12 protein-coding genes and 1 tRNA gene are annotated in these 13,852 nt (G+C 40.2%); 10 read left to right on the plus strand and 3 right to left on the minus strand.

Annotation, left to right across the window (positions count from 1 at the left end):
• The first annotated feature begins 84 nt into the window (after positions 1-84).
• From CTY48_RS19465 to CTY48_RS01345, 4 genes are all read left to right on the plus strand, one after another.
• Positions 85-927: a zinc ribbon domain-containing protein gene (locus CTY48_RS19465; protein WP_143452680.1), complete on the plus strand. Its 843-nt coding sequence runs from the start codon at positions 85-87 to the stop codon at positions 925-927.
• Positions 928-1,008: 81 nt separating this feature from the next.
• Complete coding sequence (locus CTY48_RS01335) at positions 1,009-1,350, plus strand: hypothetical protein (protein ID WP_099466714.1); 342 nt, start codon at positions 1,009-1,011, stop codon at positions 1,348-1,350.
• A gap of 263 nt (positions 1,351-1,613) precedes the next feature.
• Positions 1,614-1,697 (plus strand) — tRNA-Leu (locus CTY48_RS01340).
• 119 nt (positions 1,698-1,816) lie between these two features.
• A complete protein-coding gene (locus tag CTY48_RS01345) occupies positions 1,817-3,574 on the plus strand; it encodes a bifunctional homocysteine S-methyltransferase/methylenetetrahydrofolate reductase (protein ID WP_099466715.1) in 1,758 nt (585 codons plus the stop codon).
• On the opposite strand, the gene CTY48_RS01350 is transcribed toward CTY48_RS01345, so the two are convergent.
• Positions 3,571-4,251 (minus strand): cyclic nucleotide-binding domain-containing protein, encoded by a 681-nt coding sequence (locus CTY48_RS01350; protein WP_180272607.1) that lies wholly within the window; start codon positions 4,249-4,251, stop codon positions 3,571-3,573. The genes CTY48_RS01345 and CTY48_RS01350 overlap by 4 nt on opposite strands.
• 144 nt (positions 4,252-4,395) lie before the next feature.
• On the opposite strand from CTY48_RS01350, the gene CTY48_RS01355 reads away from it, so the two are divergent.
• Both CTY48_RS01355 and CTY48_RS01360 read left to right on the plus strand, forming a co-directional pair.
• Positions 4,396-4,818, plus strand: coding sequence for a DMT family transporter (locus CTY48_RS01355; RefSeq protein ID WP_180272608.1), 423 nt, complete (start codon positions 4,396-4,398; stop codon positions 4,816-4,818).
• A gap of 14 nt (positions 4,819-4,832) precedes the next feature.
• Complete coding sequence (locus tag CTY48_RS01360; protein WP_099466718.1) at positions 4,833-5,258, plus strand: DMT family transporter; 426 nt, start codon at positions 4,833-4,835, stop codon at positions 5,256-5,258.
• Positions 5,259-5,265: 7 nt separating this feature from the next.
• Here the strand turns inward: CTY48_RS01360 and CTY48_RS01365 are convergent, their stop codons facing one another.
• On the minus strand, positions 5,266-7,107 hold the full coding sequence (locus CTY48_RS01365) for a cache domain-containing sensor histidine kinase (RefSeq protein WP_180272609.1): 1,842 nt from the start codon (positions 7,105-7,107) through the stop codon (positions 5,266-5,268).
• Positions 7,108-7,146: 39 nt separating this feature from the next.
• Positions 7,147-8,709, minus strand: a complete 1,563-nt coding sequence (locus CTY48_RS01370; protein ID WP_099466720.1) for a response regulator — start codon at positions 8,707-8,709, stop codon at positions 7,147-7,149.
• Positions 8,710-8,905: 196 nt separating this feature from the next.
• Between CTY48_RS01370 and CTY48_RS01375 the strand changes: the two genes are divergently transcribed.
• From CTY48_RS01375 to CTY48_RS01390, 4 genes are all read left to right on the plus strand, one after another.
• Positions 8,906-10,408 carry a sugar ABC transporter ATP-binding protein gene (locus CTY48_RS01375; protein WP_099466721.1) on the plus strand — a complete coding sequence of 501 codons (1,503 nt, stop codon included), beginning with the start codon at positions 8,906-8,908 and terminating at the stop codon, positions 10,406-10,408.
• 21 nt (positions 10,409-10,429) lie between these two features.
• Entirely contained in the window at positions 10,430-11,431 is a 1,002-nt protein-coding gene (locus CTY48_RS01380; RefSeq protein WP_099466722.1) for an ABC transporter permease, read from the plus strand.
• A 2-nt stretch (positions 11,432-11,433) separates the two neighbouring features.
• On the plus strand, positions 11,434-12,465 hold the full coding sequence (locus tag CTY48_RS01385; protein ID WP_099466723.1) for an ABC transporter permease: 1,032 nt from the start codon (positions 11,434-11,436) through the stop codon (positions 12,463-12,465).
• Positions 12,466-12,562: 97 nt separating this feature from the next.
• A complete protein-coding gene (locus tag CTY48_RS01390) occupies positions 12,563-13,690 on the plus strand; it encodes a rhamnose ABC transporter substrate-binding protein (protein ID WP_099466724.1) in 1,128 nt (375 codons plus the stop codon).
• Positions 13,691-13,852 lie beyond the last annotated feature (162 nt).

The raw sequence follows: 13,852 nt of genomic DNA on the forward strand, positions 1-13,852 counted from the left end.
GCGAATATTGTAGAAAATAATGGAAAATTTTGAATTATTGAGATATAATTAAAGAAATATTTATGAATAGGGAGGTATGAGATTATGGCACTAATAAAATGTCCGGAGTGTGGAAAAGAAATATCAGATAAGGCAACAAGTTGTCCTAGTTGTGGGTGTCCGATTGATAACACAATTATAGAAAGTACAACTGAAACTCCTATTAAAGAAAACGGTGTGGATAGCGTAGTACAAACTGTTAAAGAAACACAACCTAAAAAAGTAAAGGGAATTAAAGTAATTATTCCTATAATAGCAGCAGTGGTTGTGATTGCAATTATTGGTGGTGTTATATATAATCTAAAAGTAATTAAGCCAAAGAAAACATATACTGAAGCGGTTTCATTACTTGAAAGTGGAAAATATGATGAAGCAAACCAGTTATTTACTTCTATTTCTGGATATGAGGACGTTGCTACATTACAAGAAGAATTGAAATATGAATCACGTGTATATCAATGTATCAAATCCATTAAAGAAAGATTAAAAAATCCAGATTCATTACAAATATATGAGGTGGTATTTTTTAGTAAAGAATATAGAGACGATATAAAAGCAAATGATAAAATGAAAGAAGCATTAAATGAGTTTATTAGTAATTATGGTGATGAGCCAGTATGTTTAATGCGGTATGGCGCACAAAATGGTTTTGGTGGTAATACAACAAGTTATGGATTTTTTACATATCAATCTAAAGATGATGCGTATGTTTATCTTGGCTCATGTGATACATTAGACGAAGATAAAGTGGACGATGATGAAGAAACTATTTGTTTAATAATCAACATGATAAGGGATAATTTCAAGGAAGAAGGAACTGTTGATATTGACAGAATAAAGACAATTCTTAAAGATGATAACTATACATCAATTAAAATTATTAACTAATAATAAAAACGATTAGAGGATTGCTTGAAATATAGCAGTCCTTTTTTGTTACCCATTTATCATAGAAGAAGGGAGTTTTAAATGCAAATATTAGACAGATTAAAAATGGAATTATCCAATCAGCAATATTTTTCGGACGAGCAGTATATTCAGTTCCTCTTGGAGAACGAGTTGTCACCAACTGACAACTACGATAAGTCCACAATGCAGAAGCAATTATTGCTTACCGTATTGGATGTATTGGAAGCAGTAGCCAATGATATAGACCTAATGAGTTCTATTAGCACAGAGTTCAGCAATATGGGTCAGGCATATCAATTTATAGAAGTAAGAATTGGACAGGTCAAGGATAAGATTGCGGCTATTCCTGAACCAGATGAAGAGTATAGTTGCTTTTCGTTAATGTATACAAGAGAACGATAAAACGTATTGACAACACTGAGTTTTTGTATTAACATTAGAGATAGAAAACAGTAATCTTATGTTGGTTAATGAATTAGATATAACGAAAAGTTAGTAAAATAAAGGGTTACAAGGTGACATTTGTGTGTAGTGACTAAGGATCTAGTCTGGGATAACTGGGTACGGGTTCAAGTCCCGTCAACTGCATTCGAGATAATAAGTTTTGTGAAGTATAATTTACAAGACTTTTCTTATCTCAAAAGGCTTTACAGCAATTAGGTTATGCACAAATGGCGGAATTGGCAGACGCGCAGGCTTCAGGTGCCTGTGGTAGCAATATCGTGTGGGTTCAAGTCCCACTTTGTGCATTGGTGTTTTACAGTATAAAAGAAGGTTGCAAAATACCTTCTTTTTTTATATACTTAGAAAAATTCTATGAATTTCCTAAGTATATAAAAAGTTAAAGACAGAGATAAAGAGGTGTGCAATGAGAGTGAGAGAATATTTAGAAAAGAAGCCATTTTTGTTTGACGGGGCGATGGGAACCTATTATGCTGAGAAATACAATGGGACATGTGAGCTTGCCAACTTAGAATACCCGGAAAGGATATTGGAGATTCACAGAGAATACATTGCCGCCGGCTGTCAGGCAATTAAGACAAATACTTTTGCAGCAAATACAATGAGTTTGGAGACCGATTTGAAGCATGTTAAGGAAATTATCAGGGCGGCTTCCCAAATTGCATTGCAGGCAGCGAAGGGAAGTGAGATTGCAGTGTTTGGAGATATGGGGCCGATTCCTTATACGGGTTCAAGCCCAATTGAAGAATACAAAAAAATAATAGATACGTTTCTGGAGAGCGGCGTTGAAAACTTCCTGTTTGAGACATTGGGTAGCGATGAGTTTTTGGCGGAGCTGTCGAAGTACATAAAAAGCAAAAAAGAAGACAGCTTCATTTTGACACAGTTTGCGGTCACACCCGATGGCTTTACCAGAATGGGACTTTCCGGCAAAAATATATTAAAGCGGGTCAAGGAAATTAAGGAAATTGATGCGGTGGGATTTAACTGTGTTTCAGGTGCGCATCATTTGTATGAATATATTAAACAGTTTGAATTATCACAAAAATATTTTTCCATTATGCCAAATGCGGGTTTTCCGACTGTGCGGGATAACAGAACGATATTTGAGAACAGCTCGGATTATTTTGCGGAGACACTGCAAAAAACAGCGGAGCTTGGTGTGAGTATCCTTGGCGGCTGCTGCGGTACGACACCAGATTATATCAGGAAAACGGCGGCAAGAATCGAAGGTGTGGCGCCGAAGAGAATTGAATATAAACCAAGCGGACAAAAGGCCGAAGAGCAGAAACAAAAAGAGACAGGGCTCATGAAAAAAATCCGCATGGGGAAAAAGATTATTGCGGTGGAGCTTGATCCTCCTGCAAATGCTGAGATAGCAAATTTTATGGAGGGTGCTAAGAGACTGAAATACAGCGGCGTGGATGCAATTACAATTGCAGACTGCCCGCTTGCAAGAGCACGCGTGGACAGCAGTCTGCTTGCCTGCAAGCTAAAGAGAGAGCTTGACATCACTCCGATTCCTCATATGACCTGCCGTGACAGAAACATCAATGCGACGAAAGCGCTGCTGCTCGGAATGAATGCGGAAGGGGTAGAAAATGTTTTGGTCGTGACCGGAGATCCGGTTCCGTCGCCGCTTCGCGATGAAATAAAGACAATGTTCAGTTTTCACTCCGGTATTCTGGCGAAGCATATCAGTGAGCTGAACGAGGAAGTGTTTTCTTCCCCATTTGGAATTTGTGCGGCACTCAATGTCAATGTGAAAAACTTTGATGCACAGATAAAGCATGCGAAGCGAAAGATTGAAAACGGTGTTACGATGCTGTTTACCCAGCCTGTTCTGACTGAGGAGGCATTTGAGAATTTGAAGAGGGCGAAGGAAGAACTGGATGTAAAAATATTGGGAGGAATTATCCCGATTGTGAGTCATAAAAATGCCTGCTTTATGAATAATGAAATCTCAGGCATCAACGTATCACAGGACATCATCGACCGCTATGAGGATAAGACAAGAGAAGAGGCAAGCGTGCTTGCCGTAGATATCTCTCTTGAGGTTGCAAAAAAGATTACCCCTTATGTGGATGGATATTACATCATTACGCCGTTTAACCGGGTAGAAATCATTGAAAAAATAATTCAGGGTATTCAATCTTTCAATTAATAATAGTTCATATAAATATCGGCACCTAATGTCTTTAATGCGTTAGGTGCTGTTATTTTGTAAACACCGTTTTCTTTTTCCAGATAGCCCCTGTCACAAAAATCCTTGAGTGTTCTCAAAAGATGGCGGTAGCTGGTGCCAAGAAGTTCCGAAAGTGATGTTAAATTCTCGTGAAAAACCAAGCCGTCAGAGGTGTTTATAATATAAGAGGCAAGTCTTTCTTCCAGTGGGTAAAAAATATTGTGTGAGTTAAGCTGTTCTCTTGAATCTAGCTTGCTTGCCAGGTGAGAGCAGGCGGCACGAAGAAACTTTCTGTCGTCATAGAGGCGGGCATGACACTCATTTAGGGGGAGTAAAAGGCAGTAAACTTCCGTCAGTGCCTGTACATTTGTCCTGATATCCAAACGGTTTACAAATTCGATATCTCCTATTAATTCAAATTGATGGTAAAAGGTGTGCAGAAAGTGCTTGCCGTTGGCGAGAAGGGAATAGACCTTGGCTCTGCCGGAAATAAAAAAGCAGATATAGGCGAGCGGTTCACCATATTTAAAAAGATGTTCGCCTTTTTTAAAGAGCACAAGTTCAATCGGATATTCTTTATAATCGGTCAATGCCTCCTCAATCGGATATTCTCTTATGATTTTCTCAAACAAAGCTTTGTCGTAAATTCGTTCCATAACAACAATCCTTTCTGTCTTATGCGCACGCGGCGCAAAAATGTGTAAGCTGCAATTTTCTTCTTCTATAGTGACATATGTCATACCTAAGTGCAAGGAAAAAATTTTATAATGTGCATATCAAAAAAAGAAGGAGCTAAAAAAATGGCAGTATTTTTATCTATATTAAGCGGAGTTTTGCTCTCCGTTATGATTGCAATGAACAGTGAATTGTCCTCCTCGATGGGGGTTTATTATTCCGTGGCACTTATTCACTTAATCGGACTCGTTATTATTATTGCGATTATGAAGGTGAAAAAATTAAGCATGAAATTTCAAAAAAATATACCTCTGATTTGGTACAGCGGAGGAGCGGTCGGCATTTTGACAACGGTATTTCAAAATGTTACGGTTTCTACGCTTGGCGTGTCAAAAACACTGGCACTTGCGCTGTTTGGTCAGAGTGTGATCTCGATTGTCATAGAGCATTATGGATTGTTTGAGACGCCAAAGAAGAGGATAAGAAAGAAACAGTTTATCGGGATTGGGCTTATATTAAGCGGAATCACCGTTATGTTTTTGTATTGATAGGGGGATTAGACATGTATATTATATTAGCAGTATTATCAGGCGTTACAATAGTGGTCAGCAGAATGACAAACGCAAAGCTTGGACGGGAGTTGTCCGTCTATCAAAGTACCTTTTTTAACTATGTCATCGGCTTTACCGGCTCTCTTATCGCGATTGCGATATTTAGGGAGAGGTTTGTATTTGCACCGACTGCGCAGGGGATTTGGTTTTACGCGATGTTTCTTGGCGGAGCGGTCGGAGTTGCGACAGTCAGTATATCAAATATCATCACCCCGAAGATATCCGCCTTTTCCCTCACAATTATTATATTTGTAAGCCAGCTTTTTTCAGGTATCGCGGTGGACTACTTTTTGTATGAGGAATTTTCAAAGGGAAAATTAATCGGCGGAGCCTTGGTACTTCTGGGACTTATCTATAATTCCAAGGCTCAGGATTAGATTTCAATTAAATTTTCCTCTGTTTTTCAAACCGTATAGCGGGAAGCCGTATTTCTACCTCAGTTTCCACATGCTGGGTACTGCGGTAGGTAAGTCCGCTTTCGGTGTTGTAAAAGAGCTGAAGCCGTTTATGTGTATTAAAAATTCCGATATTGCTTCCGCCGGAGCTTTCTGATTGACCGGTGAGAATGGAACTTAGGTTTTCAGGAGAGATGCCGACGCCGTCATCAGATATGACAAACACAATCTCATCGTCCTCAAGCCAGCCCATAACAACAATGGTGCCCTCTTTTTCTTCCTTTGCAAAGATGCCGTGCTGAATACTGTTTTCCACAATCGGTTGGAATACAAGCTTTGGTATCTCATAGTCGAGCAGCTCATCCGGAACGTCGATAATAAAATGAATTTTGTTTTGATAGCGCATATTTTGGAGCTGGACATAGAGGGAAACATGTTCTAATTCCTCTTTAACGGATACTGTGATGTTTCCTTTGTTAAGCGTCAGCTTGTAAAATTTTGAGAGAGCCTGCACCGCATCGGAAACCTCAGCGCTTTTTCCCATCTTGGAAAGCCAGTTAATCATATCCAGAGTGTTGTATAAAAAGTGCGGGTTAATCTGTGACTGCAATGCTTTGAATTCTGAAATTCTTAAATCGTTGGAGGCTTTTTCCTGCGCTTCAAGCAAAAGATTAATCTCATCAGTCATAAAGTTGTAGGTGTCAATCAAATCGCCTACCTCATCGCGTCCGGGCTTTAGAGAAAGCCGCTTCGGGCTGCTTTTTCGAACCTGATCCATCTGATGGATAACGGATTTGATACGTTTTACAATGGAATTGGACAAAAGCAGGGCGATAAAAAACGCAATACCCAAAAATACCAGGTAAGTTGCAACTAACTGATAAATAATGTCCCTTGTCTGCACAATCGCATTGTTCGTCGGAATAACAGAAATCATAAACCAGTCGGTGTTTGGAATTTCCTTGCAGCCGATGTACACAATTTCCCCCCCAAGTGTCATGGTTGTAAATTTGTTCGTGTGTGCCAGTTTACTTTGAATGGTCTCATAGTTTAGGATATATTTTCCGGACAATGAGGAATTCGAGGTGGAAACGATGGAATTTCTGTTGTTGACTAAGTAGGTGGAACTGTCGCTGATGGATAAATTCTTTCCAAGAATAAAGTCAATGTTACTCTTGGAAAAATAGACCGCCACATAGGCAGCCGTGGAATTGACATCATTTACAAAACTCACCTTTCGAATAATCGCAAGCTCTCCGTAATCCTCACACTCGTTTGGAGACAGATAAAGGCTTGGGCAGACGAGATATCTTTTATTTGTGCTTGAAAAGATACCGTGCCAGTAGGAGCCCTTTATATTGGAGATAGGCTTAAATACATCGTAGTCCGAAAAATCCTGGTTGTCATAGAGCTTTTCAAATTCATCGGCAAGGTAGATTTTAATGTCTGTAACAACAAAGCCGTCAACGGAAGAATGAATGGAGTTTAAAAAGGTTGTCGTATCCCTCTGAAAATCCTCCGTTTCCTCAAGCGGAAGCTCATAGGATGCGTTGCTTAACAGTTCGGAAAAATAGTCATCCTCCACGATAGAGAGGGAAGCGTTGTTTACCTGCGCGACTGAGTTTTCAATGTAATCGGCGGTCTGCTTGGAGAGACTCTGCTCCGACAATACGGTGTTTGAGAGCAGAATATCGGAAAGCTGGGTGAACAAAATGAAAACAATGAGGATAGTAGGGGCAATGACCAAGATTAAATGGGAAAGGATAAACTTGGGCTGTAATTTCATATCCTGCGTATAATATAAAACAATTTTGCGGATAAGCTTAAGCATAGGCATATCCCTCCCTTTCAAAGTAAATGTAATGGTACATCAAATCTTTCCTTCAAAATATTGTTCTCGAAATTCGGACGGGGAAAGCCCGGCGAGCTTCTTGAATGTTTTTCCGAAATAATTTCCGTCGCTATAGCCGACCTTCGCGGAAATATCCGTAATCTTATACCGTGAATCCATCAACAGCTTTTTCGCTTTCTCAATCCGGTACTCGGTGAGATACTGATTTAAGGTCTTGCCTGTCTCGGTTTTAAATATTGTGCACACATAGGAGGATGATAAAAATACATGCTCGCTGATGTCTTTTATGGAAAGGCTTTCGTTCTGATAATGGGAGCCTATATATTCTTTAATTAGAAATACAGCGGAATTATCTCTGCTTTCGTCCTCGAAAGACTTGAAAAAGCGCTCTGTTTTCTCCTTTAAAATTGAGTGAAGCTCAAAGAAGGTAGAGCTTTTGGAAATGTAATCGAGGATGGTCTCTGTTGTGTCGGCGGAGATTGAGATATGAAAGCTGTTTGCTGCATCAGTAAGTTCCAAAAATAATTTGTAATACAAATCCTTTGCTTGATTCACAAGCATTGTCTTGTTGTTGACGAGTGAAGCCTCCAATTTTTGCAATAATTTCTGCGCCTTTGTCTCACTGCGGGTTAAGAGAGCATCAGAAAACTCTGACAGCAGTTCGGCTGGTATGGAAGGGGAATAGGCCGTGTTTTCCTCATCTGTATAAAGCACCATATTATAGTGGCAAAAGAAAGAGCTGTACATAAGGATAATGGCACCGTTGTATGAACGCCATAGCTTTTCAACGGAATTTACGGCTTTTCCGATGCTGATAAAATGTGTATAAGAGCTTGAAATGGTCTGTGAAAATCGTTCCAAAAGCTTAATAAGATTTGGCTGGCTGGCTTTATCTGTGCCAAACAAATGGATAATGAGATATTCCTCGTTTTTAATCCCGTAAATATAGTCTATTTTCTGGCGGGTTAAATGAGGCGCAAGCTCCATCATAATTCGACCGGATTCTATATCGGAAATAGGTGAATCCGTGTTTAATATCTTAATGATGACCGTTGTGAAATAAGAATAATTTTTCAGGGAAAAGCCAAGCTGCGTGAAGTTGTCTGCATAGTCCGTTTCTGCGCCGTAACTTGAATAAATAAGTTTTAAGGCAAGTCGCGAGATAGCGTCACTTCGGTTATTGTCAGCGGATTCCTTGCTTAATGCGAGGGATTTTTGGTTGTGAACCGCCTCCCGTACCGAATCTTTTATCTCTGCGGGATCAATCGGCTTTTCGACGTAGCTGATTGCCTTTAGCTTAATTGCTGCCTTCAAATATGCTTTGTCGGAATAACCGCTCATAAAAATAATGGAACATCCGGGCAAAAGATCTCGAAGCTGTTTTGCCATCTCGACTCCATCCATGCGCGGCATGCGGACGTCACTTAAAATAATTTCAGGGCAATGCTTTTTGGCAAGCTCAAGACCGTGTAAGCCGTCATCGGCCTCATAAACGGCATGGATGCCCAGACTTTCCCAATCGATACTGTGAATCAGTCCTTCCCTTGTCAATTCTTCGTCATCTACGATTAAAAGCTTCATAAAAATGGTTCTCCTTTAAGCAATTTGCTGTATTTATTGTACCAAATCCTGTGAAAAATACAAGAAAAAGCAAAAAGAACCGCAAAAAATTACCCTGTTTCAAAAAATATTACTATAAAAAATCAAAAAATCCTATGATAAGATATAGGCATACAAAGAAAAAGCTTTCCCAAAGCTGTTAAAAGGAGGAATAAGAATGTCTGAGTATGTTCTGGAGCTGAAAGGAATAACAAAGATATTTCCCGGCGTAAAGGCGTTAGATAATGTTCATTTTCAGTTGAAACCGGGTGAAATACATGCATTGATGGGTGAAAACGGTGCAGGTAAATCAACTTTTATCAAAGTTATTACAGGTGTACACAAAGCAGAAGAAGGAGAGATGTATTTAGATGGAAATCAGGTACATTTCAAAGGACCAAAAGATGCACAGGCGGCAGGAATCGCAGCTATTTATCAGCATGTTACCTCCTATCCACAGCTATCTGTTACAGAAAATATTTTCATGGGACATGAAAAGGTAAAAAGAGGCAAGATACAGTGGAAGGAAATGAATGAGGAAGCAGATGAGCTGTTAAAACAGCTGAATGCAGATTTTAAATCTACCGATGAGATGGGAACGTTAAGTGTAGCGCAGCAGCAGATGGTAGAGATAGCGAAGGCACTGTCCATGAATGCAAAAATTATCATTATGGATGAGCCGACAGCCTCCTTAACAAAGAGAGAGTCGGAGGAGCTGTACCGCATTACAGAAAAATTAAGGGACGATGGAGCTTCTATCATATTTATATCCCATCGTTTTGAGGATATGTACCGTCTGGCATCAAGAGTTACCGTATTTCGTGATTCACAGTATATCGGAAGCTATGATGTAGATGGCATCACAAATGAAGATTTGATTACCGCGATGGTAGGACGAGAAATTAATGATTTGTTCCCGAAGCCAGATGTAAAAATCGGAGAAGAGATACTTCGGGTTGAAGGTTTAAGCCGCACCGGATACTTCAAGGATGTTTCCTTCTCTGTCAGAAAAGGAGAAATACTTGGACTAACGGGTCTGGTCGGAGCAGGTAGAACAGAAGTTGTTCAGACAATATTTGGTGTAGAAAAATATGATTCCGGTAAAATATATATGTATGGCAAGGAAGTCAACATCAAAAAGCCTCTGGATGCGATGGAGCTTGGAATCGGCTTACTGCCGGAAGACAGACAGCATCAGGGACTGATACTTGATTGGGGTATCGGAAGAAATATAACACTGCCTGTAATCAGTGAGCTTGGAAACCGTTTCCTGACAAACGATAAAAAGGAGCGGGCGAGAGCAAAAGAGCTGGCAGAAAGAGTGGATACGAAGGCGGTTACATTGTTTGATAAGGCAAGCTCCTTGTCAGGAGGAAATCAGCAGAAAGTAGTTGTAGCAAAGCTGTTAGCCTCTGATTTAAAGGTTATTATTCTGGATGAGCCGACAAAGGGTGTTGACGTTGGTGCTAAGGCAGCAATTTATGAGATAATGGGTGAGCTTGCAACGCAGGGCTATGCAATTATTATGATTTCTTCTGAAATGCCTGAGATACTAGGTATGAGTGACAGAATTGTTGTTATGTGTGACGGCAGAGTAACCGGTGAGCTGCAAAGAGGCGAGGCAACCCAGGAAGGAATTCTGGAAAAAGCTATGTCAAAGACACAAAAGGCAGCAGAATAACGGAATGAGGTGAAGGAAGAGATGGAAAAAAAATTTGATATAAAAAAACTAACCAGCTCGCGTGAAGCAAGTTTGGCAGCGGTACTACTTGTATTATGTGCATTCATTGCATTTCGAAACAGTATTTTTATCACTCCTAAAAATTTAAACAACATGTTTGTCAACTATGCAATCTATATGATTTTGGCATTGGGTATGATGTGCGTGCTTGTAATCGGTGAAATCGATATTTCCATAGGTTCCACCATTGCATTTTCAGGAATGGCAGCAGCATTAGTTCTTCGAGATCATCAGGGAACACCTACTTTAGTAGCATTTTTGATTGCAATTGCGGTAGGAACAGCGTGGGGCATCGTAATCGGACTCGTCATAGCAAAGGGAAGGGTTATATCCATCATAGCGACCTTGGGATTTATGAATATACTAAGGGGACTTACCTATCTGCTGGCAGATAACCAATGGGTAGCTGCTTATCAGGTAACGAATAGTTTTAAGGCGTTTGCAACAGGAAAATATTTAACCTTCGGATTGATTAACAATATGATTTTTGTCGCAATTATCTGCTATATTGTTTTCTTCTACTTTTTGAAATTTACAAGAACAGGAAGAAAAATTTATGCGGTAGGTTCAAACGCAGAGGCAGCAGCAGTAAGCGGTATCGACATTGACAGAATAAGAATTATGGTATATGGAATTATGGGTATGCTCTGTGGGCTTTCCGGAGCACTGTGGGTATCCTTATATGCTTCCGCACAGGGCGATATGGCTTCCGGAATTGAGATGGATATTATTGCAGCTTGTGTAATCGGCGGTGTCAGCCTGACAGGCGGACGAGGAAGTGTGGTAGGCGTATTGCTTGGAGCACTTGTCATCGCAGTACTAGGAAACGGACTTCCGTTAATCGGTGTATCCCAGTTCTGGCTGGACGCAATCAAAGGTCTTATCATCATTGTAGCAGTAATTTTAAATGTGGTATTACAACGCTCAATGGATAAAAATAATCTCAAGAGGAGGGAAATCTAATCATGGCAAAGCAAAAAAGAGTTATCATAGCAGAACAAGAGTTTTCATGGAAGAAGTTTTTCCTCAAATGGGAATGGTTTTTATTACTGATTTTTATCGGTGTAAACATTTTAAATATTTATGTATCTCCTCTGGATAAAACGACAGGAATGCCGATTTATATGAGTATGTCAGGATTGTTTAACGCAACATTATCCTTCCTTGACAAAGCATTTATCGCTTTGCCGATGGCATACATTTTGGTACTCGGCGACATTGATATCTCTGTTGGCTCTATCGTGGCATTGTCTGCGGTTGTGATGGCAGAGTGCTATAACAAGCTTGGACTTCCGATGGGTATCTGTGTTATCATTGGACTTTTGATAGGAACACTTTGCGGATTTATCAACGGAATTATTTTAACAAAATTTACGGAGCTTGCCCCGATGATTGTAACCTTGGGAACGCAAATACTATTTCGAGGAATTGCGACCATCATATTGAAAGATCAGGCATCACAGGGTCTTACAAGTGTAGACTGGTTCAGCCAGCTTTACTGGGGAAAATTAGGACCGGTACCGTATATTTTCATCATCTTTGTCATCTGCGCTCTGGCGTTTGGCTTTGTACTCCATAAGACCACCTTTGGAAGAAGACTGTATGCAATCGGAAGCAACCGTGTGGCGGCAGAATATGCAGGTATTCAAGTTCAAAAAATCAGATGTATCGTATTTACCATCACAGGAACATTTTCAGCGGTAACTGCTGTTTTCCTAGCTTCCTGTATGGGTAGTGCCAGACCGAACATTGCAACGGGCTATGAGCTGGACGCAATTTCTATGGTAGTACTCGGCGGTATTTCCACTGCCGGAGGAAAAGGAAATCTAATAGGAGCTGTAATCGCAATCTTTATTGTCGGCTTCTTAAGATATGGACTTGGATTGATTAATGTTTCATCGCAGGTAATGCTTGTTATCATAGGTGGATTATTAATCTGTGCGGTAATGCTGCCAAATCTGAATTTAAAAGGTTTGATTAAAAAGAAAACTGCATAATATCGTGGGGTATTTGCAGATACTAATGATACCAACAGCAAAGCTGTTTGTATAGAACCAGTTAACTGGAAAAACAATTCTTAGGGAGGAAAAAAGAATGAAGAAAAAATTAGTTAGCGTATTACTATGTGCAGCAATGGTTTCAACATTGTTAGCAGGCTGCGGAAGCTCCTCTTCCGGCACAAAAACAACAGAGCCTAGTACAAGTACAGAAACAAAGGATACTGCCGCTACGGAGGAGAAAACGGAGTCGACAGATACAGCAACTGACACAGCAACAGGCGGTGGCAGCTATGCAATCATCGTAAAGAGTGCAGGAAATCCTTACAATCAGAAAGAAATTGAAGGGTTCCGTGAAGTAATTGAAGCGCAGGGCGGAAGTTGTGTTGTAAAAGAGCCAAGTGCTGCTACGGCAGAAGCTCAGATTGCTATGATTAATGAGTTGGTTGCACAGCAGGTAGACGCTATTGCAATTGCAGGAAATGATGTAGATGCATTACAGCCGGCATTGACAGCAGCTAAAAATGCAGGAATTAAAATATCCTCACTCGATTCATCTGTTAACGCAGACAGCCGTTTAGTACATGTAAATCAGGCTGGTACACAGATTATCGGTCAGACCCTGATGGACGCTATCTTAGATATCAGCGGTGGAAGCGGACAGTTTGCTATCCTTTCTGCTACAAGCCAGGCAACAAACCAGAACGCTTGGATTGATGCAATGAAAACTGTTATGCAGGACAGCAAATATGCAAGTCTTGAATTAGTTGACATCGTATATGGTGATGATGAGTATCAGAAATCCGTTGACCAGACACAGGCATTATTATCTCAGTATCCAGACTTAAAGGTTATCTGTGCTCCTACAACAGTAGGTATCATGGCAGCTGCTAAAGTTCTTCAGGATCAGGGCGTTGCAGACAAGGTTAAATTAACAGGTCTTGGACTTCCTTCAGAGATGGCAGATTACATCGGCGATGACGACGCACATTCTTGCCCTTACATGTATCTGTGGAATCCGATTGATATCGGAAGATTATCTGCTTACACCTCTATCGCATTAGTAAACGGTGATATCACAGGAGCATCAGGTGAGAAATTTACCGCTGGCGACATGGGCGAATATGAAATCGTTGCAGCAGCAGACAACGGAACAGAAATTATCCTTGGACCTCCATTCAAATTTGAGCCTTCTAACATTGAAGAGTGGAAAGAAGTTTACTAAAATTACAATTATAATAAAAAGAAAGCTTCCTGCCAGTGGCGGGGAGCTTTCCACATAAATAGGATTGAAAATTAAAATAATTTGGTTTATACTAAAATAGGATTTTGGTGTTAAAAACAGATACCAAAAAGCTGAAAGGCAATCCGAAAAATATCCTAGGGA

This window comes from Konateibacter massiliensis, assembly GCF_900184995.1.
Classification (GTDB): Bacteria; Bacillota; Clostridia; order Lachnospirales; family Lachnospiraceae; genus Lachnotalea; species Lachnotalea massiliensis.

What these genes read in the sequence shown, in the direction of transcription:
- CTY48_RS19465 (WP_143452680.1), top strand. Translation starts at nt 85, where the DNA reads ATGGCACTAATAAAATGTCCGGAGTGTGGAAAAGAAATATCAGATAAG.
- CTY48_RS01335 (WP_099466714.1), top strand. Translation starts at nt 1,009, where the DNA reads ATGCAAATATTAGACAGATTAAAAATGGAATTATCCAATCAGCAATAT.
- CTY48_RS01345 (WP_099466715.1), top strand. Translation starts at nt 1,817, where the DNA reads ATGAGAGTGAGAGAATATTTAGAAAAGAAGCCATTTTTGTTTGACGGG.
- CTY48_RS01350 (WP_180272607.1), bottom strand. Translation starts at nt 4,251, where the DNA reads ATGGAACGAATTTACGACAAAGCTTTGTTTGAGAAAATCATAAGAGAA.
- CTY48_RS01355 (WP_180272608.1), top strand. Translation starts at nt 4,396, where the DNA reads ATGGCAGTATTTTTATCTATATTAAGCGGAGTTTTGCTCTCCGTTATG.
- CTY48_RS01360 (WP_099466718.1), top strand. Translation starts at nt 4,833, where the DNA reads ATGTATATTATATTAGCAGTATTATCAGGCGTTACAATAGTGGTCAGC.
- CTY48_RS01365 (WP_180272609.1), bottom strand. Translation starts at nt 7,107, where the DNA reads ATGCTTAAGCTTATCCGCAAAATTGTTTTATATTATACGCAGGATATG.
- CTY48_RS01370 (WP_099466720.1), bottom strand. Translation starts at nt 8,709, where the DNA reads ATGAAGCTTTTAATCGTAGATGACGAAGAATTGACAAGGGAAGGACTG.
- CTY48_RS01375 (WP_099466721.1), top strand. Translation starts at nt 8,906, where the DNA reads ATGTCTGAGTATGTTCTGGAGCTGAAAGGAATAACAAAGATATTTCCC.
- CTY48_RS01380 (WP_099466722.1), top strand. Translation starts at nt 10,430, where the DNA reads ATGGAAAAAAAATTTGATATAAAAAAACTAACCAGCTCGCGTGAAGCA.
- CTY48_RS01385 (WP_099466723.1), top strand. Translation starts at nt 11,434, where the DNA reads ATGGCAAAGCAAAAAAGAGTTATCATAGCAGAACAAGAGTTTTCATGG.
- CTY48_RS01390 (WP_099466724.1), top strand. Translation starts at nt 12,563, where the DNA reads ATGAAGAAAAAATTAGTTAGCGTATTACTATGTGCAGCAATGGTTTCA.